This window comes from Pseudomonas sp. BIC9C (genome assembly GCF_034541995.1).
Taxonomy (GTDB): Bacteria; Pseudomonadota; Gammaproteobacteria; order Pseudomonadales; family Pseudomonadaceae; genus Aquipseudomonas; species Aquipseudomonas fluorescens_CC.
Map to the genome: position 1 here is coordinate 1,259,881 of NZ_JAWDGM010000001.1, position 24,649 is coordinate 1,284,529.

The 24,649-nt window shown below is 58.5% G+C and carries 25 protein-coding genes; 17 read left to right on the forward strand and 8 right to left on the reverse strand.

Annotated features, from left to right (window positions below; genetic code table 11):
- Nucleotides 1-114 precede the first annotated feature (114 nt).
- Nucleotides 115-873, forward strand: coding sequence for an SDR family oxidoreductase (locus RS887_RS05905; protein ID WP_322614726.1), 759 nt, complete (start codon nucleotides 115-117; stop codon nucleotides 871-873).
- Between the two features lie 134 nt (nucleotides 874-1,007).
- On the opposite strand, the gene apbC is transcribed toward RS887_RS05905, so the two are convergent.
- Nucleotides 1,008-2,102: an iron-sulfur cluster carrier protein ApbC gene (gene apbC / locus RS887_RS05910; protein WP_322614727.1), complete on the reverse strand. Its 1,095-nt coding sequence runs from the start codon at nucleotides 2,100-2,102 to the stop codon at nucleotides 1,008-1,010.
- 293 nt (nucleotides 2,103-2,395) lie between these two features.
- On the opposite strand from apbC, the gene metG reads away from it, so the two are divergent.
- From metG to RS887_RS05950, 8 genes are all read left to right on the forward strand, one after another.
- Nucleotides 2,396-4,447: a methionine--tRNA ligase gene (metG, locus tag RS887_RS05915; protein ID WP_322614728.1), complete on the forward strand. Its 2,052-nt coding sequence runs from the start codon at nucleotides 2,396-2,398 to the stop codon at nucleotides 4,445-4,447.
- Between the two features lie 143 nt (nucleotides 4,448-4,590).
- Nucleotides 4,591-5,160, forward strand: a complete 570-nt coding sequence (locus RS887_RS05920) for an electron transport complex protein RnfA (protein ID WP_322614729.1) — start codon at nucleotides 4,591-4,593, stop codon at nucleotides 5,158-5,160.
- Nucleotides 5,157-6,170, forward strand: a complete 1,014-nt coding sequence (rsxB, locus tag RS887_RS05925) for an electron transport complex subunit RsxB (RefSeq protein WP_322614730.1) — start codon at nucleotides 5,157-5,159, stop codon at nucleotides 6,168-6,170. Before RS887_RS05920 ends, rsxB begins: the two co-directional genes overlap by 4 nt.
- Nucleotides 6,157-7,143 (forward strand): RnfABCDGE type electron transport complex subunit D, encoded by a 987-nt coding sequence (locus RS887_RS05930; protein ID WP_322614731.1) that lies wholly within the window; start codon nucleotides 6,157-6,159, stop codon nucleotides 7,141-7,143. Before rsxB ends, RS887_RS05930 begins: the two co-directional genes overlap by 14 nt.
- Nucleotides 7,140-7,751: an RnfABCDGE type electron transport complex subunit G gene (locus RS887_RS05935; protein WP_322614732.1), complete on the forward strand. Its 612-nt coding sequence runs from the start codon at nucleotides 7,140-7,142 to the stop codon at nucleotides 7,749-7,751. Before RS887_RS05930 ends, RS887_RS05935 begins: the two co-directional genes overlap by 4 nt.
- Nucleotides 7,744-8,328 carry an Rnf-Nqr domain containing protein gene (locus RS887_RS05940; RefSeq protein ID WP_322614733.1) on the forward strand — a complete coding sequence of 195 codons (585 nt, stop codon included), beginning with the start codon at nucleotides 7,744-7,746 and terminating at the stop codon, nucleotides 8,326-8,328. The genes RS887_RS05935 and RS887_RS05940 overlap by 8 nt, the downstream gene beginning before the upstream one ends.
- Nucleotides 8,329-8,353: 25 nt before the next feature.
- Entirely contained in the window at nucleotides 8,354-8,992 is a 639-nt protein-coding gene (gene nth / locus RS887_RS05945) for an endonuclease III (RefSeq protein WP_007985859.1), read from the forward strand.
- 106 nt (nucleotides 8,993-9,098) lie between these two features.
- Nucleotides 9,099-9,278, forward strand: a complete 180-nt coding sequence (locus RS887_RS05950; protein ID WP_007972325.1) for a PA3496 family putative envelope integrity protein — start codon at nucleotides 9,099-9,101, stop codon at nucleotides 9,276-9,278.
- An 81-nt stretch (nucleotides 9,279-9,359) separates the two neighbouring features.
- Here RS887_RS05950 and RS887_RS05955 read toward each other — a convergent pair whose 3' ends face one another.
- Complete coding sequence (locus tag RS887_RS05955; protein WP_008053528.1) at nucleotides 9,360-9,986, reverse strand: response regulator transcription factor; 627 nt, start codon at nucleotides 9,984-9,986, stop codon at nucleotides 9,360-9,362.
- Nucleotides 9,987-10,518: 532 nt separating this feature from the next.
- On the opposite strand from RS887_RS05955, the gene RS887_RS05960 reads away from it, so the two are divergent.
- Nucleotides 10,519-11,229: a hypothetical protein gene (locus RS887_RS05960; RefSeq protein WP_322615263.1), complete on the forward strand. Its 711-nt coding sequence runs from the start codon at nucleotides 10,519-10,521 to the stop codon at nucleotides 11,227-11,229.
- A gap of 148 nt (nucleotides 11,230-11,377) precedes the next feature.
- Here the strand turns inward: RS887_RS05960 and RS887_RS05965 are convergent, their stop codons facing one another.
- Together RS887_RS05965 and RS887_RS05970 are read right to left on the reverse strand one after the other, a co-directional pair.
- Entirely contained in the window at nucleotides 11,378-12,595 is a 1,218-nt protein-coding gene (locus RS887_RS05965; protein WP_007985864.1) for an argininosuccinate synthase, read from the reverse strand.
- 129 nt (nucleotides 12,596-12,724) lie between these two features.
- The gene (locus RS887_RS05970; protein ID WP_322614734.1) at nucleotides 12,725-13,630 is read right to left on the reverse strand and encodes a flagellar protein MotY; all 906 of its coding nucleotides are present in this window, start codon (nucleotides 13,628-13,630) and stop codon (nucleotides 12,725-12,727) included.
- 159 nt (nucleotides 13,631-13,789) lie between these two features.
- Here RS887_RS05970 and pyrC point away from each other — a divergent pair, with 159 nt between their 5' ends.
- From pyrC to RS887_RS05985, 3 genes are all read left to right on the forward strand, one after another.
- On the forward strand, nucleotides 13,790-14,836 hold the full coding sequence (gene pyrC / locus RS887_RS05975) for a dihydroorotase (protein WP_008018542.1): 1,047 nt from the start codon (nucleotides 13,790-13,792) through the stop codon (nucleotides 14,834-14,836).
- On the forward strand, nucleotides 14,833-15,510 hold the full coding sequence (rnt, locus tag RS887_RS05980; protein WP_322614735.1) for a ribonuclease T: 678 nt from the start codon (nucleotides 14,833-14,835) through the stop codon (nucleotides 15,508-15,510). The genes pyrC and rnt overlap by 4 nt, the downstream gene beginning before the upstream one ends.
- Before the next feature lie 250 nt (nucleotides 15,511-15,760).
- Nucleotides 15,761-17,092, forward strand: a complete 1,332-nt coding sequence (locus RS887_RS05985; RefSeq protein ID WP_322614248.1) for an IS4 family transposase — start codon at nucleotides 15,761-15,763, stop codon at nucleotides 17,090-17,092.
- Between the two features lie 61 nt (nucleotides 17,093-17,153).
- Here RS887_RS05985 and RS887_RS05990 read toward each other — a convergent pair whose 3' ends face one another.
- Entirely contained in the window at nucleotides 17,154-17,756 is a 603-nt protein-coding gene (locus tag RS887_RS05990; RefSeq protein WP_007971324.1) for a peroxiredoxin, read from the reverse strand.
- Nucleotides 17,757-18,068: 312 nt separating this feature from the next.
- On the opposite strand from RS887_RS05990, the gene RS887_RS05995 reads away from it, so the two are divergent.
- Complete coding sequence (locus RS887_RS05995; protein WP_007985869.1) at nucleotides 18,069-18,287, forward strand: bacterioferritin-associated ferredoxin; 219 nt, start codon at nucleotides 18,069-18,071, stop codon at nucleotides 18,285-18,287.
- Nucleotides 18,288-18,483: 196 nt separating this feature from the next.
- Nucleotides 18,484-18,960 (forward strand): bacterioferritin, encoded by a 477-nt coding sequence (gene bfr / locus RS887_RS06000; RefSeq protein ID WP_057396758.1) that lies wholly within the window; start codon nucleotides 18,484-18,486, stop codon nucleotides 18,958-18,960.
- A 188-nt stretch (nucleotides 18,961-19,148) separates the two neighbouring features.
- Here the strand turns inward: bfr and grxD are convergent, their stop codons facing one another.
- The 3 genes from grxD to RS887_RS06015 form a co-directional block, all read right to left on the reverse strand.
- Nucleotides 19,149-19,490 (reverse strand): Grx4 family monothiol glutaredoxin, encoded by a 342-nt coding sequence (grxD, locus tag RS887_RS06005; RefSeq protein WP_102672271.1) that lies wholly within the window; start codon nucleotides 19,488-19,490, stop codon nucleotides 19,149-19,151.
- Between the two features lie 97 nt (nucleotides 19,491-19,587).
- Entirely contained in the window at nucleotides 19,588-21,696 is a 2,109-nt protein-coding gene (locus tag RS887_RS06010; RefSeq protein ID WP_322614736.1) for a molybdopterin oxidoreductase family protein, read from the reverse strand.
- 134 nt (nucleotides 21,697-21,830) lie between these two features.
- A complete protein-coding gene (locus tag RS887_RS06015; protein ID WP_322614737.1) occupies nucleotides 21,831-22,121 on the reverse strand; it encodes a hypothetical protein in 291 nt (96 codons plus the stop codon).
- Nucleotides 22,122-22,526: 405 nt separating this feature from the next.
- Here RS887_RS06015 and argF point away from each other — a divergent pair, with 405 nt between their 5' ends.
- Both argF and RS887_RS06025 read left to right on the forward strand, forming a co-directional pair.
- Complete coding sequence (argF, locus tag RS887_RS06020) at nucleotides 22,527-23,447, forward strand: ornithine carbamoyltransferase (RefSeq protein ID WP_322614738.1); 921 nt, start codon at nucleotides 22,527-22,529, stop codon at nucleotides 23,445-23,447.
- Complete coding sequence (locus RS887_RS06025) at nucleotides 23,444-24,553, forward strand: ABC transporter ATP-binding protein (RefSeq protein ID WP_322614739.1); 1,110 nt, start codon at nucleotides 23,444-23,446, stop codon at nucleotides 24,551-24,553. Before argF ends, RS887_RS06025 begins: the two co-directional genes overlap by 4 nt.
- Nucleotides 24,554-24,649 lie beyond the last annotated feature (96 nt).

Sequence of the window (24,649 nt, forward strand, 5' to 3'; positions counted from 1 at the left end):
GAAAGTCCCAGCACGCCATCGGGGCAGTTCTCATGTGCAGCCGGGCCATGTCAGGCGCAGATCGAGAGGCTCTCTTCAAGGAAACCACTCAGACCTGCTACCGGGGGCATGCGAATGCAACTCACTGACAAAGTAATCATTATCACTGGCGGTTGCCAGGGTTTAGGCCGCTCCATGGCCGAGTATTTCGCAGGCAAGGGCGCGAAACTTGCGCTGGTGGACCTGAACCAGGAAAAACTCGACGCCGCCGTCGCGGCCTGCAAGGCCCAGGGTGTCGAGGCCCGCGCCTACCTGTGCAACGTGGCCAACGAAGAACAAGTGACCCACATGGTTGCCCAGGTCGCTGAAGACTTCGGCGCGATCCATGGCTTGATCAACAATGCCGGGATCCTCCGTGACGGCTTGTTGCTCAAGGTCAAGGATGGGGAAATGACCAAAATGAGCCTGGCCCAGTGGCAGGCGGTCATCGACGTCAACCTGACCGGCGTGTTCCTGTGCACCCGTGAAGTCGCGGCGAAGATGGTCGAGCTGAACAACAGCGGCGCAATCATCAATATCTCGTCGATTTCCCGCGCCGGCAACGTCGGTCAGACCAACTACTCGGCGGCCAAGGCCGGTGTCGCTGCGGCGACCGTGACCTGGGCCAAGGAACTGGCGCGCTACGGCATTCGTGTGGCCGGAATTGCACCGGGCTTCATCGAAACCGAAATGACCCTGGGCATGAAGCCGGAAGCGCTGGAAAAAATGACCGCCGGAATCCCGCTCAAGCGCATGGGCAAGCCGGAAGAGATCGCCCACTCGGCGGCGTACATCTTCGAGAACGACTACTACACCGGCCGGATTCTGGAGATGGATGGCGGGTTGCGGATCTAAACCCAACCAAAAAACCAATGTGAGAGCGGGCTTGCTCGCGAAGGCGGTAGATCAGCCAACTTATTGGTTGAATGACACACCGCTTTCGCGAGCAAGCCCGCTCCCACATTTGGTCAGCGTTTATCTGGCAAATATCAATCGTCGCTGACGCTGATATTCGGCATCGCCGGCGTCAACGCTTCCTGCAATACGATCCGCGCGCCGACATGGCGGGCCAGTTCCTGGTAAACCAGGGCGATCGGGCTGTCAGGCTCGGCGATCACCGTTGGCTTGCCGCCATCGGCCTGTTCGCGGATGACCATCGACAGTGGCAACGAGGCCAGCAACTCGACACCATACTGGTTGGCCAGCTTCACGCCACCACCCTCACCGAACAGGTGCTCGGCATGTCCGCAATTGGAGCAGATATGCACAGCCATGTTTTCCACCACGCCCAGCACCGGAATGTTGACCTTGCGGAACATTTCCACGCCCTTGCGCGCGTCCAGCAATGCCAGGTCCTGCGGGGTGGTCACGATGACTGCACCGGCCACTGGCACTTTCTGCGCCAGGGTCAGCTGGATGTCACCGGTGCCTGGCGGCATGTCGATGACCAGGTAGTCCAGATCGCCCCACGCAGTCTGGGTCACCAATTGCAGCAAGGCGCCGGAGACCATCGGACCACGCCAGACCATCGGCGTGTTGTCATCGGTGAGGAAGGCCATGGACATCACTTCCACGCCATGGGACTTGAGCGGGACGAACCATTTCTGATCCTTGACCTCGGGACGGGTGCGCTCCGGTATGCCGAACATGATGCCCTGGCTCGGACCGTAGATATCCGCATCGAGAATCCCGACCTTGGCGCCTTCACGGGCCAGGGCCAGGGCCAGGTTGGCCGCCGTGGTGGATTTGCCCACGCCACCCTTGCCGGATGCCACGGCCACCACGTTCTTGACATTGGCCAGCCCCGGAACCTGTGCCTGGGCCTTGTGTGCGGCAATCACGCTGGTGATCTCGACACGGGCACTTGCCACACCATCCAACCCCTGGATGGCCATTTCCAGCATCTGCGCCCAGCCACTCTTGAACAGGCCGGCGGCGTAACCCAATTCGAGCTGAACGCTGACGCGGTCGCCCTGGATCTCGATGTTGCGCACGCACCCGGCGCTGACCGGATCCTGGTTCAGGTAAGGGTCGGTGTATTGGCGAAGGACGGCTTCCACCGCTGCGCGATTGACGGCGCTCATGGGCAACTCCGAAAACAGGACTGGAAAAAGATGACGGGTATCCTACGCCGGCCATCCAATTGTGGCGAGGGAGCTTGCTCCCGCTCGGCTGCGCAGCAGGCGCAATTTGACTGACCCGGTCTGTCCGACAGATTGGAATCGCCGGGTTAGGGGCGGCTTCGCCACCCAGCGGGAGCAAGCTCCCTCGCCACAGTTTTTGTGGTCACAGCAATAGGAAACAGGCTCACAGGGTGAAAAATATGCGCCGGCGCTTTATAGTGGCCGACCTCCGTTTCATCAAGTAGCCGAGCCCCATGTCCGAGCCACGCAAGATCCTCGTCACCAGCGCCCTGCCCTATGCCAATGGTTCGATTCACCTCGGCCATATGCTGGAATACATCCAGACCGATATGTGGGTGCGCTTCCAGAAGCACCGCGGCAATCAATGCATCTATGTCTGCGCCGACGACGCCCACGGTTCGGCCATCATGCTGCGCGCGGAAAAGGAAGGCATCACCCCGGAACAACTGATCGCCAACGTCCAGGCTGAACACAGCGCCGACTTTGCCGACTTCCTGGTGGACTTCGACAACTTCCACTCCACTCACGCCGAAGAAAACCGTGAGCTGTCGAGCCAGATCTACCTGAAGCTGCGTGACGCCGGGCACATCGCCACGCGCTCGATCACCCAGTATTTCGACCCGGAAAAGAAAATGTTCCTGGCCGACCGTTTCATCAAGGGCACCTGCCCGAAATGCGGCACCGAAGACCAGTACGGCGACAACTGCGAAAAATGCGGCGCGACTTATGCGCCAACTGACCTGAAGGATCCGAAGTCGGCGATCTCCGGCGCCACCCCGGTGCTCAAGGATTCCCAGCATTTCTTCTTCAAGCTGCCGGATTTCCAGGCCATGCTGCAGAGCTGGACCCGCAGCGGTACCTTGCAGGATGCCGTGGCCAACAAGATCGCCGAATGGCTGGACGCCGGCCTGCAACAGTGGGACATCTCCCGCGATGCACCGTATTTCGGTTTCGAGATTCCCGACGAGCCGGGCAAGTACTTCTACGTGTGGCTGGATGCGCCGATCGGCTACATGGCGAGCTTCAAGAACCTGTGCAACCGTACGCCGGAGCTGGACTTCGACGCGTTCTGGGGCAAGGACTCCACCGCCGAGCTTTACCACTTCATCGGCAAGGACATCGTCAATTTCCACGCCCTGTTCTGGCCAGCCATGCTCGAAGGCGCCGGCTACCGCAAGCCGACCGGGATCAACGTGCACGGCTACCTGACCGTCAACGGCCAGAAAATGTCCAAGTCCCGCGGCACCTTCATCAAGGCCCGCACCTACCTGGATCACCTGTCGCCGGAATACCTGCGCTACTACTACGCCTCCAAGCTGGGCCGTGGCGTCGATGACCTCGACCTGAACCTTGAAGACTTCGTGCAGAAGGTCAACTCCGACCTGGTGGGCAAGGTCGTCAACATTGCCAGCCGTTGCGCCGGGTTCATTCACAAAGGCAATGCCGGCGTGATGGTCGACACCAACGCCGCGCCCGAGTTGACCGAAGCCTTCCTGGCCGCCGCGCCAGGCATTGCCGACGCCTATGAAGCCCGCGACTTCGCCCGCGCCATGCGCGAGATCATGGGCCTGGCCGACCGCGCCAACGCCTGGATCGCCGACAAGGCGCCGTGGTCGTTGAACAAACAGGAAGGCAAACAGGATGAAGTCCAGGCCATCTGCGCCACCGGCGTCAACCTGTTCCGCCAGTTGGTGATCTTCCTCAAGCCGGTGCTGCCGTTGCTGGCCGCCGATGCCGAGGCGTTCCTGAACGTCGCGCCGCTGACCTGGAACGACCACGCGACCTTGCTCGCCAACCATCAGTTGAACGAGTTCAAGCCGCTGATGACCCGTATCGACCCGGTCAAGGTGCAAGCCATGACCGACGCTTCGAAAGAAGACCTGACCGCCAGCCAGACCGACACCGGCGAAGCACTCCCTGCCGGCAATGGTGAACTGGCCAAGGATCCGTTGTCGCCGGAAATCGAGTTCGACACCTTCGCGGCAGTCGATTTGCGCGTTGCGCTGATCGTCAAGGCTGAACACGTGGAAGGCGCCGACAAGCTGCTGCGCCTGACCCTGGACATCGGTGACGAGCAACGCAACGTGTTTTCCGGGATCAAGAGCGCCTACCCGGACCCGTCCAAGCTCAATGGTCGTCTGACCATGATGATCGCCAACCTCAAGCCACGGAAAATGAAGTTCGGCATCTCCGAAGGCATGGTGATGGCGGCCGGTCCTGGCGGTGAAGAAATCTACCTGCTGAGCCCTGACAGCGGCGCCAAGCCGGGTCAACGCATCAAGTAAGGTCTGCGGCAAATCGATCCCACAGTCGTGCCTGGCGCGCCTGTGGGATTTTCATGTCTGGCCCACCCTCTCGCCTTGCCGGATAATGCCTAAGCTTTTTAGACCATCTCCTGCAAAAACTACCGTTCTTGCCGGCACGAACAATGACCGAGATCCTGCTTACGCTTATCAGCGCCGCCCTGATCAACAACCTCGTGTTGCACTGGCCGCTGGCCGTCGATCCGATGTTGGCCGGCCAGCGCCGTCAGGTCCATGCCTTGGGTATTGCGACGACATGCCTGATGCTGGTCGCGGGCATGCTCGGATACGCGCTCTATCACTGGCTACTGGTGCCGCTGCAATTGACGACGCTGCGCCTGTTTGTATTTCTGCCTTTGAGCGTACTGCTGATCGGCCCGTTGCTGAAACTGCTGGCACAGGTGTTTTCGACGCTGTCGTTCGAAGGCCTGTGGCCATTGCTGCTGGGCAATGCCGGCGTGCTCGGCGTGGCCTTGCTCAATGCACAAGAGGACAAGGACTTCTTTCACGCCACAGCCTTGAGCCTTGGTGCAGGGCTGGGCTTCTGGCTGGTGTTGAACCTGTTCACTGATTTGCGTGAACGCACGGCCGACAACGATGTACCCCTGCCCTTTCGCGGCCTGCCGATCGACCTGATTGGTGCCGGCCTGATCGCAGTGGCCTTTCTCGGATTCAGCGGACTGATCAAAACATGAGTCTGATTCAACGCATCGACGCACTCTTGCCGCAAACCCAATGCGGCAAATGCGGCCACCCCGGGTGTAAACCGTACGCCGAAGGCATCGCCAGCGGTGAGGCGATCAACAAGTGTCCGCCCGGCGGCAACGAAACCATCGCGGCCCTGGCCGAGTTGCTGAAGGTGCCGGTGCTGGAACTGGACATCACTCGCGGCTCGGCACCTGCGCAAATCGCTTATATCCGCGAAGCCGAGTGCATTGGTTGCACCAAGTGCATTCAGGCCTGCCCGGTCGATGCCATCGTCGGCGCGGCCAAACTGATGCACACGGTGATCATCGATGAGTGCACCGGTTGCGACCTCTGCGTGGCACCGTGCCCGGTGGACTGCATCGAAATGCGCCCACTGCCACCGAACACGGTACTGCCCGTTGTCGGGGGCCTGGCCCTTACACCGCAAGCAAAGCAGGCCCGCACCCTCAAGCGCGATCACGCACGACGCCGCTTCGAACAACGCAATGCCCGCTTGCAGCGTGAGGAGCAACAGAAAGTCGCCGAGCGGCAGGCCCGACAGCGGGCCGCACAACCTGCCGAAGCGGCAGTCGACCCGGTGCAGGCCGCCCTCGAGCGTGTTCGCGCGCAGAAAGCCGCCAATGCCGATGCCGCACTGAAAAAGGCGAAAATCGATGTGGCGATGAGTCGGGCGCAGCTGCACAAATCGCTGAAGGCCTTCGGACATCCACCGACCTTCGAACAGCAATCGCAGTTGATCGTCTTGCAACAGCAGTTCGAAGCCGCCGAACAAAACCTGGCGCAACTGGAAAGCGCCGCCCCACCAGCCCCTGCGCCGACGGTCACCGCCGTATCGTCAAATGATGCCGATCTGAAACGGGCCAAGATCCAGTTGGCCATGCGCCGCGCCGAACTCAAGAAGGCTCAGGCCAACGAAGCACCGGCGGAACAAATCGAAGCCCTGGAGCGCGCACTCGGCGAAGCCGAACGTCAGGTGGACGCCCATGCCAGCCCTTGAAGCGGTGGATGATCGCCTGCAACAGGCGATGAAACTGGTGCTGCTGGCCACGCTACCGGGAATGCTGGCGGCGTTCTGGCTGTACGGCTGGGGCGTGTTGATCAACCTGGCTCTGGCGGCCACTGCTGCGCTGGCCGCTGAGGCCGCCGTCGTGCAATGGCGCAAGCGACCGCTGAGACCAACCCTGAGTGACGGTAGCGCGCTGGTCAGTGCCGCATTGCTGGCTCTGGCGCTGCCGCCTTACTGCCCATGGTGGCTGACTCTCAGTGCTGCCGCTTTTGCGATGGTGTTTGGCAAGCACTTGTATGGCGGCGTCGGCTCGAATCCCTTCAATCCGGCGATGCTAGGTTTTGCCCTGGTGCTGGTGACCTTTCCCCAACCAATGACCCATTGGCCATCGTCCCACGGCATGGACCTGCTGAGTGGCTTGCAGCAAGTGTTCGGAGTCGGCCGTGCGCCGGATGCGTGGGTGCAGGCCACGGCACTGGACAGTCTGCGGATCAACAAAAGTCTGACCATTGATGAACTGTTTGCCGGCAACCCGGCATTCGGCCACTTTGGCGGCCGGGGGGTGGAATGGCTGAACCTGGCTTTTGTGGCAGGTGGCCTGTTTCTCCTGCAACGAAGGGTAATCAGCTGGCATGCCCCCGTCGGCATGCTCGCCAGCCTGTTCATCATCAGCCTGCTGTGCTGGAACGGGTCGGGCTCGGACTCCCATGGCTCACCGCTGTTTCATCTGCTGACCGGCGCAACCATGCTGGGGGCGTTCTTCATCATCACCGAACCGGTGTCCGGCGCCAGAAGCCCTGGCGCGCGACTGCTGTTCGGCGCTGGCGTCGGGCTTCTGACTTATCTGATTCGTACCTGGGGCGGCTATCCGGACGGCATCGCCTTCGCCGTACTGTTGATGAACCTGTGTGTGCCGGCGCTGGAGCGGCTCGTGGCGGCCAGACAACAGCCGGAGGCGCCATGAGGCGGACTTCAAGTATCGCGCTTGTGGTGCTTTTGGCTGCACTGGGCTTTGGCATGACGTACGTCGTGCAGCTCGTCAGCGCGCCGCGCATTGCAGCCGAACAGCGCCTGATCGACAGCCGTAATCTGCTCGACCTGATCCCGTCAGACAGCTACGACAATCAACCACTCGAACACCCCATCAAGTTCGAACCAACCGTCCTGACCAACAGCACCTTGCTGGGTGGCTATCTGGCGACCCGGGCCGATCAACCCGTCGCGGTGTTATTGCGCAGTCAAACCCTTGGCTACGCCGGTGCCATCGACCTGTTGATCGCTATCGACGCCAATGGCAGGTTGCTGGGCGTCAAAACCCTCAAACAGTCGGAAACACCAGGACTGGGAGCACGGATCGCCGACTGGCCCAATACCTGGCTGCAGGTTTTTTCCGGCAAATCCCGAACAGAACCCGGTGACAGCGGCTGGGCGCTGAAAAAGGATCAGGGGCAGTTCGATCAGATCGCAGGCGCGACCATCACCTCAAGAGCCGTGATCAATGCTGTCCACGATGCCTTGCGTCACTTCGATGAACATCGGCAGCAACTGCTAGGAAAACCTGCCCATGGATAACTCATCGACTCTGCGCAACACCTTGATGCTGACGCCGCTGATCGGCGCTACCCACTCGCTGATGGCTGCACTTGGCCTGTGCCTGATGTTCGTGGTGGTGACCCGGTTGTTCAGTCTGGCCATGGGGGCCCTGAGACCCCGACTGGTCCCGGCGACCCGCCTGCTGGTCAGCATCCTGCTGGCGGCCACGCTCACCAGTTGCGCGGAACTCATGGCACAGGCCTGGTCGCTGCAATGGCAGCAGCATCTGGGGTTTTATGGCGCCTTGATCGCCTTGCAATGCGTCGTACTGGAACACTCCGGGTACTTTAAGCGCGACTGGCGCCAACGCCTGCGACTCGATGGCCTGTTTGCCGCGCTGATGATCGTGCTGGGCCTGCTGCGCGAACTCATCGGTAACGGAACACTTGGAAACCATCTATCGTGGCTGTCCGGCGCAACGCAAACTGACTGGCAACGCTGGGTGCTGGTGACCGATGGCGGCCTGCGCCTGGCGACATCGGTCCCTGGCGGATTCATTCTGCTCGGACTGCTGATTGCCGCCTGGCAGGCCTGGCTCCCCACACCCACACATTGATTGCCGTCGAGGAAACGCACCGCCCATGAATGCCGCAAAACGTCTGGAAATATTCCGCAGACTGCACGAGGACAACCCGGAACCAAAGACCGAGCTGGCCTATTCCTCACCGTTCGAATTGCTGATTGCCGTGATTCTCTCGGCACAGTCGACCGATGTCGGCGTCAACAAGGCCACAGCCAGGCTGTTCCCGGTCGCCAATACCCCGGCAGCGATCCATGCCCTGGGTGTCGAGGGACTGTCGGAGTACATCAAGACCATCGGTCTGTACAACAGCAAGGCAAAAAACGTGATCGAAACCTGCCGCTTGCTGGTCGAGCGTCACGCCGGTGAAGTGCCGCAAACCCGCGAAGAGCTGGAAGCGCTGCCCGGCGTCGGCCGTAAAACCGCCAACGTGGTACTCAATACCGCATTCCGTCAGCTGACCATGGCTGTCGATACGCATATTTTCAGGGTCAGCAACCGGACTGGCATTGCTCCCGGCAAAAATGTGGTGGAAGTCGAGAAAAAGCTGATGAAATTCGTGCCCAAGGAGTACCTGCTCGACTCCCATCACTGGCTGATCCTTCACGGCCGCTATGTTTGCCTCGCCCGCAAGCCCCGGTGCGGAAGCTGCCGGATCGAGGACTTGTGCGAATACAAGCACAAAACCTCCGACGATTGAGGCGCTATTGGGATTATCTAATTACCGATTGAAAAAATCTTTTTTACCCGCCGGGAGATTGTCGATATAAGGAGCCCCAAAGGCCTTCTTAGCCTGGAGTAATTAAATGAGTACTGGCAAAGAGCAATTGGACGTAGAAGACGACTTCACCACCGCCGAAACCGATGACGCCGAGCCGGTGGTTGAAGTAGCGAAAACTAATCTGAGCAAGCGCCGCACCATCGACAATCTGCTGGAGGAGCGCCGACTGCAAAAGCAATTGGCCGATTACGATTTTGACTTATGACACCTGAAAGCCTCCCGAAACGGAGGCTTTTTTTCTAAGTGCCCTACTCCGGTAGCCCCCCCTGATCGCACAGCTACGTCATTACACCAGACCATTGCGTTGTGCCAGCTCGATCAAATCGACCAGAGACCTCGCATTCAGTTTCAGCAACAGACGGGTCTTGTAAGTACTGACCGTTTTATTACTTAGAAACATTCCATCGGCAATCTCTTTATTGGTCTTTCCTCTGGCCAACTGTTGCAGGACCATCATTTCCCGCCCCGACAATCGATCAACCATATCGGCCTCACTGGCGTTCCCCAAACTGCAACGCACGGTATGCAACGCTTGATTTGGAAAGTAACTGTAACCTGACAACACAGCCTTTATTGCACTGAGCAACTCCGTCAGGTCTTGTTGCTTGCAGACATAACCGGCCGCACCGGATTGCATGCAACGCATGGAAAAATGCCCCGGCGCCTGGGAAGTCAAAATCAGAACTTTCATCGGCATAGAGGTCGAAGACAAACGCGCGATGACTTCCAACCCGTCCAGCTTCGGAATCCCGATATCCAGAATGACAATATCCGGCATAAGTTCACGGGCCAGTTGCAGTGCATCCACACCATTATCGGTTTCTGCAATAACTTCGTAGCCATGACGCTCCATTAGCATACGTACCGCAAGACGAATGACAGGGTGATCATCCACGATCAGCACTTTATTCATGGGCAGTCCAATTTTCGCTGTTCGAATTTTCAGAGCCCGCACAATAGCCTAGTCGTTTCACCCATGGCATGTCGCTCCTTCCAGCCACCCACACCAAGAGACCCCCCCTACAAACAACACGGATTCGTCCTACAAAAAACCCTCGAGCGGAATGAACTGAAAACTGTATCGACGTCAGTGTGTCGCACTTTCCAGCAGTCGCCTCTATCGATTTACGACAAAAATTTTCCGAGAACCAGCCTGAACGGCCACGCGCTGACAAACATAATCTGCTCCCCCCGTTAAAACGTAACTGATATTTACGCACTCACCATTCACACCAGAAATATCACACACCAGACATCCAATCACGCTTACAGCAGATAAATTTTATTGAGCTTTCATTAATACACTACCAACATTCAAAAAAATCCGAAGAACAACACAACAGAAAACAAACACACTTATCAAATCAAAAAAAACAATGAAAAATACTGAAGCAATCACTACATTAAAACAAACTCACAAACCACTCAAAAAAAGACAAAAGAGCATGAATTCAGAACATAATAAAAAACGAATTACCAACCCAATGACAATTATTGCGATATTTGCAGCGCTCTCTGAAACTTCTGCCGCCGTCTCCCTACCCTTTCTTGACCAAGAAGAACGAGAACTCTATGTCTGGTTTCTGATCAGCTTTCCGTTTTATTTACTTCTGCTTTTTTTCGCGACACTCAACTTCAACTACCGATCACTGTATGCGCCTTCCGACTTTGAAAAGGGAAAACATTTCATGAAGGTCATGGATGATGCTGGGCGCTCGGAAAAAAAAGCGTCCGGGAAGTCGCTTGAGAATCACGCTCTGGAAACGTCAACGAATGACCAACAATCAACTCGGACGCCCTGCGGTGCACAGGACCCGCCAACGGAGATTGCCCTGCAATCCACCGTCTTGGTTCAGCATCGGATTCAGTTACCGGAGCCTATAAAGGACCTGTACATCGTTGATGCACGCTGGATGAGCAAGGAGATCGAATTTGCAGCGCTGCTGGAAACCATCCAGAGGCCACGGGAAAAGACGGCGTACGTGATTCTGTTTGTCACTTGTGCCGTTTCGGAGACTTTGCTGAAGGCCAGTGCGCTTAAACATTCAAGGCAGACCAGGAAAGACTGTGCCGCCTTTTATGTTGCCTACAATCTGGACTCGCACAGGTTGACGGTCATTGATCAAGCCGGACAACCGGCAAACAACAACGCGTAGAACAAGACAGACCATTGGAAGGAGAAAAACAGGAAATCGTCAGCGACAACAAAAATACCTGACAATGTAGTAACTGGCGTCACCCCCATTTTCAGGTGCCTGACCTCGTCCTGGACGAGGTCAGGCGCTCATCACGATGTCAAAGGTCTCAGAACAGCTTCCGGCCTTTGTTCGCCGCAATGCGCATGCGCAGGGCATTGAGCTTGATGAAGCCCGCTGCATCCGCCTGGTTGTACGCGCCACCATCTTCTTCGAAGGTAGCGATGTTGGCGTCGAACAGCGAGTCGTCGGACTTGCGGCCAGTGACGATCACATTGCCCTTGTACAGTTTCAGGCGCACAACGCCGTTCACGTTGACCTGGGACGCATCGATCATCTGCTGCAGCATCAGACGCTCAGGGCTCCACCAGTAGCCGGTGTAGATCAGACTGGCGTACTTGGGCATGAGCTCGTCCTTGAGGTGAGCCACTTCGCGGTCCAGGGTGATCGATTCGATCGCACGGTGGGCACGCAGCATGATGGTGCCGCCCGGAGTTTCGTAGCAACCACGGGATTTCATGCCCACGTAGCGGTTCTCAACGATGTCGAGACGACCGATACCGTGTTCGCCACCGATGCGGTTCAGGGTCGCCAGCACGGTAGCCGGAGTCATTTCGACGCCGTCCAGTGCGACGATGTCGCCGTTGCGGTAGGTCAGTTCCAGGTACTGCGGCTTGTCTGGAGCGTTTTCCGGGGAAACGGTCCAGCGCCACATGTCTTCTTCGTGCTCGGTCCAGGTGTCTTCCAGCACGCCACCTTCATAGGAGATGTGCAGCAGGTTGGCATCCATCGAGTACGGGGATTTCTTCTTGCCGTGGCGCTCGATCGGGATCGCGTGCTTATCGGCGTAATCCATCAGCTTTTCACGGGACAGCAGATCCCATTCGCGCCAGGGAGCAATCACTTTCACACCTGGCTTCAAGGCGTAGGCACCGAGTTCGAAACGAACCTGGTCGTTGCCTTTGCCGGTGGCACCATGGGAAATGGCGTCAGCACCGGTTTCGTTGGCGATTTCGATCAGGCGCTTGGCGATCAGCGGACGAGCGATGGAAGTACCCAGCAGGTACTCGCCTTCGTAAACGGTGTTGGCGCGGAACATCGGGAAAACGAAATCGCGCACGAACTCTTCGCGCAAGTCGTCGATGTAGATCTCTTTGACGCCCATGGCCTGAGCCTTGGCGCGTGCAGGTTCGACCTCTTCGCCCTGACCCAGGTCAGCGGTGAAGGTCACCACTTCACAGTTATAAGTATCCTGCAGCCACTTGAGGATCACCGAAGTGTCCAGGCCGCCGGAATACGCCAGAACGACCTTGTTTACGTCCGCCATGCCATCACTCCACGGGGTTCTACGGAAAGCCGGGAAGTCTACCGCTCATGCAGAATAATTTACAGTGGCGCGACAGCTTATGACGACGAAGCGACAGATTATGTCGAGAGGGCGACGATGACCGCTGCGTCAGGAAGTTGTCGAAGTGGCCGCTTTCGTCGCTTGCGGGGCGACTTGTTCCGCAGGCGCTCCACGCTCCAGGCGTACCGCTACCCGTCGGTTCTTCGCCCGGTTGGCGTTGTTGGTATTGGGTGCCAGCGGATAACGTTCGCCATGGAAACGCAGGGTGATTTGCGACTCCTGGATGCCGTTGGCCTTGAAGAACTCCATGACTGCCAGGGCCCGGCGCCGTGAAAGGTCGCGGTTGGTCAGGCGGTTGCCGCTGTTGTCGGAGTGCCCGTCGAGCTCGATGTGATTGACCGTCGGATCGGCCTTCATGTACTCCAGCATGACCTGTAGCCTGGCCTTCGCGGCGCTGTCGAGCTCGATTCCGCCGCCGGGGAAGCCGACTTCGGATTGCCTCACCTGCTCGAAGTTCTGCGGCAACAGTTTGGCCACGCAGCTTTGGTAATCGGCAAACGCCTTGGTGAACCTGACCGGCAGCAAACGCACTTCCGACACCCGGCCATCGCCCGAAGAATGGCGAACCACCGGGCTGCGACCGTCCATCAGTCCGCTGATCAGACGCCCGGCCTGAACCTGTGAGCTGTTGAACAACACGTTGCCGCTGCCGATACTCACCGTGCCCAGATTGATATCGTCACGCCCCGGTTGCCACGGCGCCGCAGCGGCCAGCAAGGTCGCCGAACCGCCGCCGATCATCGGGTTGTAGGTTTTCAGACGAAAAGTCGCCTGCTCGCCGGCACGACGCACGAACTCGCCCGAACCGAAGTCGGTAATCGGCTGAACCAGGCGGCATTCGAACTTGTCACCCTCGACCGTCCACTCAATGCTCTCCAGACGGGTCTGGAAAGTGAGCGCCATCGCGGGAAGGCTGGCAAACACACTGAGCAAGGCTAAATAACGCTGGCGCACGGGAGGCTCCACTGGCTTCTACAACAAAAAGACCGACACACGCATGATTACGGCATACCTGTTGGATATCGGAAGCTTCCCGTAAAACTTGATAGCGAGTGCCTGCAAGAGTCTTTTCCGGTAGCATTCCCCTGAGTTTGACCCGCCTGGAATCCCCTCATGTCCGACCGCCTGACCCTGCTGCGTCCCGACGACTGGCACATTCATCTTCGCGATGGTGCCGTGTTGACCAATACTGTTGCGGATGTCGCGCGCACCTTTGGCCGCGCCATCATCATGCCCAACCTGGTTCCACCGGTGCGTAACACGGCCGAAGCCGACGGCTATCGCCAGCGGATTCTCGCTGCCCGCCCGGCCGGCAGCCCGTTCGAGCCGCTGATGGTCCTGTACCTGACCGACCGCACCCAGCCTGAAGAAATCCGCGAAGCCAAGGCCAGCGGATTCGTGTACGCCGCCAAGCTGTACCCGGCCGGCGCGACCACCAACTCGGACTCTGGTGTGACCAGCATCGACAAGATTTTCCCTGCACTCGAGGCCATGGCCGAAGTCGGGATGCCGTTGCTGATTCACGGTGAAGTCACCCGTGGCGATGTCGACGTATTCGACCGCGAAAAATTCTTCATCGATGAGCACATGCGCCGTGTGGTCGAGCGTTTCCCGACCCTCAAAGTGGTCTTCGAACACATCACCACCACCGACGCCGTGCAGTTCGTCAACTCGGCTTCGGCCAACGTGGGCGCGACCATCACCGCTCACCACCTGCTGTACAACCGCAACCACATGCTGGTGGGCGGGATTCGGCCGCACTTCTATTGCCTGCCGATCCTCAAGCGCAATATCCACCAGGAAGCCCTGCTCGACGCCGCCACCAGTGGCAGCGAGAAGTTCTTCCTCGGCACAGACTCGGCGCCCCACGCCCAGCACGCCAAGGAAGCGGCCTGCGGCTGTGCCGGTTGCTACACCGCCTTTGCTGCCATCGAGATGTACGCCGAAGCCTTCGAACAGCGTAATGCGCTGGACAAGCTCGAGGCCTTCGCCAGCCTCAACGGCCCTCGGTTCTATGGTCTGCCGGCCAACACCGATCGCATCACCCTGGTCCGCGAAGAATGGACCGCCCCTGCCAGCCTGCCGTTTGGCGAGCTGACCGTTATCCCGCTGCGCGCCGGTGAAAAACTGCGCTGGCGCCTGCTGGAGGAACACGCGTGAGTGAAGACCATTTCGATGACGAACTGGAAGGCAATGGTGGCGGAGGCGGTTCCCGTCATCCTATGGCCGCGCGGTTTCGCGGTTACCTGCCGGTTGTCGTCGACGTAGAAACCGGTGGCTTCAACTCGGCCACCGACGCCCTGCTGGAAATCGCCGCGACCACCATCGCCATGGATGAAAAGGGGTTTGTTTACCCGGATCACACCTACTTCTTCCGAGTCGAGCCGTTCGAAGGCGCGAACATCGAAGCCGCGGCCCTGGAGTTCACCGGGATCAAGCTCGATCACCCGCTGCGCATGGCCGTGAGTGAAGAGTCAGCCCTGAACGATATCTTCCGTGGCGTGCGCAAGGCCCTCAAGGCCAATGGCTGCAAACGGGCGATCCTGGTCGGGCACAACAGCAGCTTCGACCTGGGCTTCCTGAATGCTGCGGTTGCGCGCCTGGACATGAAGCGCAACCCGTTCCATCCGTTCTCCAGCTTCGATACCGCAACGCTCGCAGGCCTCGCGTATGGCCAGACCGTGCTGGCCAAGGCCTGCCAGGCAGCTGACATCGACTTCGACGGTCGTGAGGCTCACTCGGCGCGCTATGACACCGAGAAGACGGCAGAGCTGTTCTGCGGCATCGTCAATCGCTGGAAACAAATGGGTGGTAGGGAAGACTTCGACGATTGATTGCGGTCTCTGATACACCTGTAGGAGCGAGCTTGCTCGCGATGGTGGTCAACGATAACGCGGGCTGCCTGGTTCCCCGTCGCGTTCTTGAGTCCATCGCGAGCGAGCTCGCTCCTACAGGAGTTCCAGGTTTATCCCGCGCATAAAAAAACCGGCCTCGATGGCTAATGCCGATCAGTTAAGCCTCGTCGCTTGACCTTTGGCCGCAAGAAATCAAAATCCGATGCCTGAATAGGCATCGGATTTTTTTATGCGTCTGGCTCGGGCACTGGAACTAACCCACAACTTCGTCTCGACTCCCAATTCCATTGAGGGATTGGACTCGTTGCTTGATCCCTCTCTGGTCGAGCAAGCGTTGGAACAGGCCGGCGTAGCCACCCTTCGCAAGCGGCGTCTGCCCTTGGAAATGATGCTCTGGTGCGTCATCTCCATGGCGTTTTTCCGGCGCATGTCGGCGTGGGATGTGGTCAGTCGCATGAACATCATGCTGCCCGGGCAACGCCCACTGGTCGCACCCAGCGCCGTAGTCCAGGCCCGTCAACGATTGGGTAGCGAGGCCGTACGACAAGTCTTCGATCTGACGCAGAAAAGCTGGCATGAAGCGGCCGGCCATCCGACCTGGGCCGGATTGCGTTTACTGGGGGTCGACGGTGTCGTCTGGCGAACGCCCGATACACCCGAAAACCGTGCGCGTTACGACTCCGCCAGCAACCAGCATGGCGATACCGGTTTTCCTCAGGTGCGCATGGTTTGCCAAATGGAGTTGACCAGCCATTTGCTGATCGGCAGTGCTTTTGATGGCTATCGCAGTAACGAAATGAAACTGGCAGAGCAACTGATCGACACCACGCCAGATCACTCGCTGACGCTGTTTGATCGCGGTTTCTACTCCTTGGGGTTGCTGCACCAATGGCAGCAGGCCGGCACTGAGCGGCATTGGCTGATGCCGCTGCGTAAAGGTGCGCAGTACGAAGTGATTCAGCGCTTGGGGCGTCAGGATGCGGTGGTCTCGCTCAGCACTTCGCCGCAGGCCCGCAAGCAGTGGCCAGGCTTGCCAGAGCGCCTAACCGCAAGGCTCCTAAGCAAGACCGTAAAGGGCAAGGTCTGTCAGATTTTGACGTCGATGGTCGATCCGCTGCGTTTCCCATCCGATGAAATCGTCGACCTATACAGCCATCGCTGGGAAATCGAATTAGGATTCAGGGAAATGAAACAGACACTGCTCAACAGCAGCTACACGTTGCGTAGCAAGACGCCCGAGATGATCGAGCAAGAGTTGTGGGGCGTGTTGCTGGGCTACAACCTGTTGCGTTATCAGATGGTGGAAATGAGCCGCCATTGTCCGGGCATCCATCCGTGCGAGCTAAGCTTCACCGCGTGTACTTGGGCGATCCTGGGTTTTATCAATGGCGTTTCTGCGGATCGCTCAGGGAACATCCCCAAATACCTCGCCGAATTGCATGCCTCGGCCCCGCACTATGTACTGCCGCATCGCCGGGAAGAGCGGGTTTATCCGCGAGCTATCAGGCTGAAATCCCCGAAGTATCCGATCAAAAATAAAAATGCCAGTCAGCTTAACTGACTGGCATTAGCCTCGATGGCCGGTTTTTTTGTACCTGCTTTTTATAGCTGGAGCGTGTGCCTTACAGAGCGGCAGCGTGCTCGGTCAGGTAAGCCGCAACGCCTTCTGGCGAAGCGTTCATGCCTTTGTCGCCTTTTTTCCAGTTGGCAGGGCAGACTTCGCCGTGCTCTTCGTGGAATTGCAGGGCGTCGACCAGACGCAGCAGCTCTTCCATGTTACGGCCCAGCGGCAGGTCGTTGATGATCTGCGAACGGACAACGCCTTTGTCGTCGATCAGGAACGCGCCACGGAAAGCCACACCGTCAGCGGACTGAACGTCATAGGCCTTCATGATTTCCTGCTTGATGTCGGCAGCCATGGTGTAGCGAACTTCGCCGATACCACCATTGTTGACCGGGGTGTTGCGCCAGGCGTTGTGGGTGAAGTGCGAGTCGATCGACACGGCGACCACTTCAACGTTGCGTGCCTTGAACTCGGACATGCGGTTGTCCAGAGCGATCAGCTCGGACGGGCAAACGAAGGTGAAGTCCAGCGGGTAGAAGAACACCAGGCCGTATTTGCCTTTGATCGCCGAAGACAGGGTGAAGCTGTCAACGATCTCGCCATTGCCGAGTACGGCCGGTACGGTGAAGTCAGGGGCTTGTTTGCCTACGAGTACGCTCATTGGATATCTCCTGGTGTAATAGCGTGAGAAACAGGGTTCGCATCAGCCTGCCACCCTGAGGCGACAGCCCTGTGACACGATCCCCGGTCGCAAAAGACCGGCCATCATACACCGCGTGTTTGAGCTGGCTTAGCTGTTTTTTCCCTGTACGATGAAATCCCCGACGGTTTTGTATCCCCCGACTTGCCAGGCTGACCGTTCGTCAGCCATACCCGTTTATGACGAAAAGCGCTCTGAAACCACTTTGACAATCATTCTCGTTAACATTAAGATCCATCGCAATTGAGTCACAATCAGCGACGGTCCTTCCCTATGTATGTTTGCCTCTGCACTGGCGTCACCGACGGTCAAATCCGCGATGCGATCTATGAAGGATGCTGCAGCTACAAGGAAGTCCGCGTGGCCACAGGCGTTGCCAGCCAATGCGGCAAATGTGCCTGCCTGGCCAAGGAAGTGGTCCGCGAGACCCTGACAAAACTGCAAACGGCCCAGGCTGCAATTCCATATCCAGCAGAATTTACAGCCGCTTGAATATCGAATTTCAAAGAACCGGACATATGTCCGGTTTTTATGTCTCAAAATCAACTAGTTATGCTCTAGACGCGGAACACAAACATTCTTATTCCGATTAATTTTCATTTAAGTTTCAATAACTTAGGTTTGACACTATTAAATACGCGGCTCAAACTCTGCTCTATTGACAGCTAATAAAGGGCAGGACCCCATCATGAAAGGCGACGTTACAGTCATCCAGCATCTCAACAAGATCCTTGCCAATGAGCTGGTCGCGATCAATCAATACTTCCTGCATGCGCGCATGTATGAAGATTGGGGCCTGAACAAGCTCGGCAAGCACGAGTACCACGAGTCCATCGATGAGATGAAGCACGCGGACAAGCTGATCAAGCGGATCCTGTTCCTTGAAGGCCTGCCGAACGTCCAGGACCTGGGCAAGCTGCACATCGGCGAACACACCAAGGAAATGCTTGAGTGCGACCTGCGTATCGAACGCACCGGTCACGCGGATCTCAAGGTGGCTATCGCTCATTGCGAAACAGTTGGCGACTTCGGCAGCCGTGAGCTGCTTGAAGATATCCTCGAGTCCGAAGAAGAACATATCGACTGGCTGGAAACCCAGTTGGGCCTGATCGAGAAGATCGGTATCGAGAACTACCTGCAATCGCAAATGGGCGAAGACGAGTAACTTCTACGCCATTAACCTCGATGCAATAAAAAGCCCCGCCCTCTTTCGAGTGGCGGGGCTTTTTATTGCCTGTTGTCTCTGTGTAGGAGCGAGCTTGCTCGCGATGGTGGTCAACGATAATGCGGAGAGTCTGATTCCCCGCGGTGCTCTTGAGTCCATCGCGAGCTCGCTCCTACAGAGAAACGTGGTCAGGCTTCGGTCTTTGGAGCTGCGGCCTTGGCGGCGGCGTCCTTGATCAGCGCTTGCAACGAACCGTCGGCGGCCATTTCAGTCATGATGTCGCTACCGCCGACCAACTCACCGGCAACCCACAGCTGCGGGAAGGTTGGCCAGTTGGCATATTTTGGCAGGTTGGCGCGGATTTCCGGGTTCTGCAGGATGTCCACGTACGCAAACTTTTCACCACACGCCATCACAGCCTGTGCAGCTTTCGCGGAGAAGCCGCACTGCGGGGCATTCGGCGAGCCTTTCATGTAAAGCAGAATGGTGTTGTTGGCAATCTGCTCTTTAATCGTTTCGATGATATCCATGGAGCACCTCGGCTGAACTTTCCGACTCATGGGTCGGCACGGTGGCGCATTGTAACGGAAAGCCGAGCGCCCTGCTCGGTCTCTCCGTCAGTATGATTCATGCGGCGGCCACGGTCACTGGCACGCCATTGAGCGCCGCATTTCCCGACAGTTCGTCAATCCGGCATTCGTCGGTCAGGTCGTTGGCGCTGGAGCCCGGCTGACTGCTGGCAATCGACATTTGCACGCCCGGCCGCGCATGACCCCAGCCGTGAGGCAGGCTGACCACGCCTTTCATCATGTCCAGACAGCCAAGCACTTCGACTTCAATCACGCCCACTCGCGAACTGACCCGCACACGTTGCCCGTCATTGAGCCCGCGACTGGCCAGGTCGTCCGGATGCATCAGCAACTGGTGACGAGGCTTGCCCTTCACCAACCGATGATAGTTATGCATCCATGAGTTGTTGCTGCGTACATGCCGGCGACCAATCAACAACAACTCGTCGGCGGCCGGCGCCTGCAAGGCTGCGAAGCGCGCCAGGTCGGCGAAAATCACGGCAGGCGCAGCCTGGATGCGTTGATTGGCCGTCTTCAGGCGTGGCGCCAGGTTAGGCTTGAGCGCACCCAGATCAACACCATGGGGATGATCGAACAAAGTCGCCAGCGACAGCTTGTGCTCCGAAGTGTCGCCATACAGCCCCATGCGCAGGCCGCGATCGATCATTTGCGCCGGAGCGATGGTGGGCTTCAACTCCTTGCCGGTCCTGGCGGCAAATGCCTTGGCCAGCCCGACGAAGATCTCCCAGTCGTGCAACGCACCTTCGGGTTTGGCCAGGATGGCGCGGTTGAAACGACTGACGTTGCGCACCGCGAACAGGTTGAATGTGGTGTCGTAATGGTCGTTTTCCAGCGCCGATGTGGACGGCAGGATCAGGTCGGCGTAACGCGTGGTTTCATTGATGTACAGGTCGATACTGACCATGAACTCCAGCCCGTCCAGCGCCTGCTCGAGCTTTCGGCCATTGGGCGTGGACAGCACCGGATTGCCTGCCACCGTGATCAACGCCCGGACTTGCCCTTCCCCTTCGGTGAGCATCTCTTCGGCCAGCGCCGACACCGGCAACTCTCCAGCGTACTCCGGGCGCCCGGAAACCCGGCTCTGCCACAGATTGAAATGCCCGCCCGACGTCGTCGCCACCAGGTCCACCGCCGGCTCGGTGCACAAGGCACCACCCACGCGATCGAGGTTGCCGGTGACCAGGTTGATCAACTGCACCACCCAGTGGCACAGCGTACCGAAGGCCTGGGTCGAGACGCCCATGCGGCCATAGCAGACTGCACTCGGTGCCGCAGCGAAGTCCCGCGCCAATTGGCGGATCTGTTCGGCCGGCACGGCACACAACGGACTCATGGCCTCGGCGGTGAACGGCGCAACAACCTCCCGCACCGCCTCCAGACCGTCTACCGGCAGATGGCTGTCACGGGTCAGACCTTCAGCGAACAAGGTGTTGAGCAGCCCGAACAACAGCGCGGCATCACCTCCCGGGCGCACGAACAGATGCTGATCGGCAATTGCCGCCGTCTCACTACGGCGCGGGTCGACCACCACCACTTTGCCACCCCGGGCCTGTATCGCCTTCAACCGTTTTTCCACATCCGGTACGGTCATGATGCTGCCGTTCGAAGCCAGCGGGTTGCCGCCCAGGATCAGCATGAAATCGGTGTGATCGATGTCGGGGATTGGCAGCAACAAACCATGGCCGTACATCAAATGACTGGTCAGGTGATGGGGTAATTGATCGACCGACGTCGCGGAAAACCGGTTGCGGGTTTTCAGCAGGCCAAGGAAGTAATTGCTGTGGGTCATCAGCCCGTAATTGTGCACGCTGGGGTTGCCTTGATAGACCGCCACGGCGTTTTGTCCGTGACGCGCCTGAATGGCGGCGAGGCGCTCGGCGACCAGATTGAATGCCGCGTCCCATTCGATGGGCTGCCACTCATTGCCCACCCGTTGCATGGGCTGGTGCAGACGATCCGGGTCATTCTGGATGTCTTGCAATGCCACGGCCTTGGGGCAGATGTGCCCGCGGCTGAATGTGTCCTGGGGGTCTCCCTTGATCGACGTGATCTGGACGTTACCGCGTTCGACCTCAGTGGTTTCGATGGTCAGGCCACAGATGGCTTCGCACAAGTGGCACGCACGGTGATGGAGAGTCTTGGTCATGGCCAGTCTCTGTCTTGTCATGGGCGGGCAACAATGGCCGCGGAAACAAAACTATGGCGCCAGACCTGCCACCACGCCAGCGACGTTCGTCTTGTGAATCGAGGGTTATCAGGCCAGCCGATAACCGCCAGGCATCAGTTCGAAGGCAGTCTGGGCGGCGCCTGCAACTGGATTTCCTGACGGGTTTCAATCGGCCCGTGAGGGCCATGCACGCCGGTCAGCTCGCCAATCAGGCGCCAGTGCTCATTGAGCCCGGCGCTGATGGTGGCCATGCGGTCGATCATGTGACGGCCGGCAGACCGGGTGACCTCGTCTTCGCTGCGCAACAACTCGAAGGACATCGTCGTCATCGAAGCGGTGAGGTGGGTCAGCGAGCGCGCCGTGAGGCCCAGTAGTTCCATTAACAGCTGTTCTTTCGATTCCATCTGGAAGCTTCCTGCGCCGCTCGAGATTTATTTATAACCCAGCACTTTGCATTAGCAAATATTTCAGGCTGGCGACACGCTACCCAAGACCAGGAATGACAGGTCAGAAACCGACTGCCAACACACCATTGCCGCCCAGCCTGATTGCCAAGCCCCGAGAGGCCGGTGTACAAATGAGCCGCTGCTATCAGGAAACAGGCTTCAAAAGCGCTACTTCGGTGAACCCGTAGCACCTCTGAAACTCCCTAAAAACTGTAGCCCTATTGGTAAGACGCGACATTTAATTATAAGATCGCGCCTTCCCCTATTTCGTCGCCCCGTGCGGCTTACGCCGCAGGTCTCGCCCGTTGTTCCGTCAAACAAGGCTTTGAGCATCTGCGGTTTGTAGCAAAAAGGTAGTCAATGATGAGCGCAAGGCACTTTCTCTCCCTGATGGATTGCACGCCCGAAGAGCTGGTCAGCGTGATCCGTCGAGGCGTTGAGCTCAAGGACCTGCGTAACCGCGGCGTACTGTTCGAGCCTCTGAAAAACCGCGTCCTGGGGATGATTTTCGAGAAATCCTCGACCCGTACCCGGATCTCCTTCGAGGCCGGCATGATCCAGCTCGGCGGCCAGGCGATCTTCCTGTCGCCACGTGACACCCAACTGGGCCGTGGCGAGCCGATCGGCGACTGCGCCATCGTCATGTCGAGCATGCTCGACGCGGTGATGATCCGTACCTTTGCCCACAGCAACCTGACCGAATTCGCCGCCAACTCCCGCGTACCGGTGATCAACGGCCTGTCCGATGACCTGCATCCGTGCCAGTTGCTGGCAGACATGCAGACTTACCTCGAACACCGCGGCTCCATCCAGGGCAAGACCGTGGCCTGGATCGGCGACGGCAACAACATGTGCAACAGCTATATAGAAGCGGCGATCCAGTTCGACTTCCAGTTGCGCGTTGCCTGTCCGGAAGGCTATGAGCCCAATCCTGAATTCGTGGCCAAGGCCGGCGACCGGGTCACCATCGTTCGCGACCCGAAAGATGCCGTGCGTGGTGCACACCTGGTGAGCACCGACGTCTGGACCTCCATGGGCCAGGAAGAGGAAACCGCCAAGCGTCTGCAGTTGTTCGCACCGTACCAGGTCAACCGCGCCCTGCTCGATCTGGCCGCTGACGACGTACTGTTCATGCATTGCCTGCCGGCGCACCGTGGCGAGGAAATCAGCGTCGACCTGCTCGACGACCCGCGCTCGGTGGCCTGGGATCAAGCCGAAAACCGTCTGCACGCGCAAAAAGCCTTGCTCGAATTCCTCGTTCCGCCTTCGTACCACCACGCATGAGCCAGCCATTACTGCTTAACCTGCGCAACCTCGCCTGCGGTTACCAGGACCAGCGAGTGGTGCAGAACCTGAACCTGCATTTGAACGCCGGCGACATCGGTTGCCTACTGGGCTCTTCCGGCTGTGGCAAAACCACCACGCTGCGGGCGATTGCCGGTTTCGAACCGGTACACGAAGGCGAAATCCAGCTGGCGGGCGAGACCATCTCCAGCGCCGGTTTCACCCTCGCCCCGGAGAAACGTCGCATCGGCATGGTGTTCCAGGACTACGCGCTGTTCCCGCATTTGAGCGTGGCCGACAACATCGCCTTCGGCATTCGCAAGCACCCGCAAAAGGATCGCGTTACCGAAGAGCTGCTGGAACTGGTCAACCTGAAGAACCTCGGCAAGCGCTTCCCACACGAGCTTTCCGGCGGGCAGCAGCAGCGTGTCGCCCTGGCCCGCGCACTGGCGCCGGAACCGCAACTGCTGTTGCTCGACGAGCCGTTCTCCAACCTCGATGGCGAATTGCGCCGCAAGCTCAGCCATGAAGTACGCGACATCCTCAAGGCTCGTGGCACCAGCGCGATTCTGGTGACACACGATCAGGAAGAAGCCTTCGCGGTCAGCGACCACGTTGGCGTGTTCAAGGAAGGTCGACTGGAACAGTGGGATACACCCTACAACCTCTACCACGAACCACTGACGCCCTTTGTGGCCAGCTTCATCGGCCAGGGCTATTTCATTCGTGGTCAGTTGAGCAGCCCCGAATCGGTGCAGACCGAGCTGGGTGAGTTGTGCGGCAACCGGGCCTACACCTGGCCGGTAGGCGGTGCTGTGGACGTGCTGCTGCGCCCGGACGATATCGTCCATGCACCGGACAGCCCGCTGAAGGCGCGAATCGCCGGCAAGACCTTCCTCGGTGCCTCGACCCTTTATCGCTTGCAGCTGCCGACAGGCGCACAACTGGAATCGATCTTCCCGAGCCATGTCGATTGTCAGGTTGGGGCGGATGTGGGTATTCGTGTCGCGGCTGAACACCTGGTGCTGTTCCAGGCGTCAGGCAGCACGGCGGCTCAGATTCCAGCTGTTGAATCAGGTGTCCGGCGCTACAGCACCGCTAACTAAACAACACAATCCCTGTGGGAGCGAGCTTGCTCGCGATGGCGTTGGGACAGTCAACAACCTCGTTGAATGTAATACCGCTATCGCGAGCAAGCTCGC

Coding starts and splice junctions, on each gene's coding strand:
- RS887_RS05905 (WP_322614726.1), top strand. CDS start 115: ATGCAACTCACTGACAAAGTAATCATTATCACTGGCGGTTGCCAGGGT.
- apbC (WP_322614727.1), bottom strand. CDS start 2,102: ATGAGCGCCGTCAATCGCGCAGCGGTGGAAGCCGTCCTTCGCCAATAC.
- metG (WP_322614728.1), top strand. CDS start 2,396: ATGTCCGAGCCACGCAAGATCCTCGTCACCAGCGCCCTGCCCTATGCC.
- RS887_RS05920 (WP_322614729.1), top strand. CDS start 4,591: ATGACCGAGATCCTGCTTACGCTTATCAGCGCCGCCCTGATCAACAAC.
- rsxB (WP_322614730.1), top strand. CDS start 5,157: ATGAGTCTGATTCAACGCATCGACGCACTCTTGCCGCAAACCCAATGC.
- RS887_RS05930 (WP_322614731.1), top strand. CDS start 6,157: ATGCCAGCCCTTGAAGCGGTGGATGATCGCCTGCAACAGGCGATGAAA.
- RS887_RS05935 (WP_322614732.1), top strand. CDS start 7,140: ATGAGGCGGACTTCAAGTATCGCGCTTGTGGTGCTTTTGGCTGCACTG.
- RS887_RS05940 (WP_322614733.1), top strand. CDS start 7,744: ATGGATAACTCATCGACTCTGCGCAACACCTTGATGCTGACGCCGCTG.
- nth (WP_007985859.1), top strand. CDS start 8,354: ATGAATGCCGCAAAACGTCTGGAAATATTCCGCAGACTGCACGAGGAC.
- RS887_RS05950 (WP_007972325.1), top strand. CDS start 9,099: ATGAGTACTGGCAAAGAGCAATTGGACGTAGAAGACGACTTCACCACC.
- RS887_RS05955 (WP_008053528.1), bottom strand. CDS start 9,986: ATGAATAAAGTGCTGATCGTGGATGATCACCCTGTCATTCGTCTTGCG.
- RS887_RS05960 (WP_322615263.1), top strand. CDS start 10,519: ATGAATTCAGAACATAATAAAAAACGAATTACCAACCCAATGACAATT.
- RS887_RS05965 (WP_007985864.1), bottom strand. CDS start 12,595: ATGGCGGACGTAAACAAGGTCGTTCTGGCGTATTCCGGCGGCCTGGAC.
- pyrC (WP_008018542.1), top strand. CDS start 13,790: ATGTCCGACCGCCTGACCCTGCTGCGTCCCGACGACTGGCACATTCAT.
- RS887_RS05985 (WP_322614248.1), top strand. CDS start 15,761: ATGCGTCTGGCTCGGGCACTGGAACTAACCCACAACTTCGTCTCGACT.
- RS887_RS05990 (WP_007971324.1), bottom strand. CDS start 17,756: ATGAGCGTACTCGTAGGCAAACAAGCCCCTGACTTCACCGTACCGGCC.
- RS887_RS05995 (WP_007985869.1), top strand. CDS start 18,069: ATGTATGTTTGCCTCTGCACTGGCGTCACCGACGGTCAAATCCGCGAT.
- bfr (WP_057396758.1), top strand. CDS start 18,484: ATGAAAGGCGACGTTACAGTCATCCAGCATCTCAACAAGATCCTTGCC.
- grxD (WP_102672271.1), bottom strand. CDS start 19,490: ATGGATATCATCGAAACGATTAAAGAGCAGATTGCCAACAACACCATT.
- RS887_RS06010 (WP_322614736.1), bottom strand. CDS start 21,696: ATGACCAAGACTCTCCATCACCGTGCGTGCCACTTGTGCGAAGCCATC.
- RS887_RS06015 (WP_322614737.1), bottom strand. CDS start 22,121: ATGGAATCGAAAGAACAGCTGTTAATGGAACTACTGGGCCTCACGGCG.
- argF (WP_322614738.1), top strand. CDS start 22,527: ATGAGCGCAAGGCACTTTCTCTCCCTGATGGATTGCACGCCCGAAGAG.
- RS887_RS06025 (WP_322614739.1), top strand. CDS start 23,444: ATGAGCCAGCCATTACTGCTTAACCTGCGCAACCTCGCCTGCGGTTAC.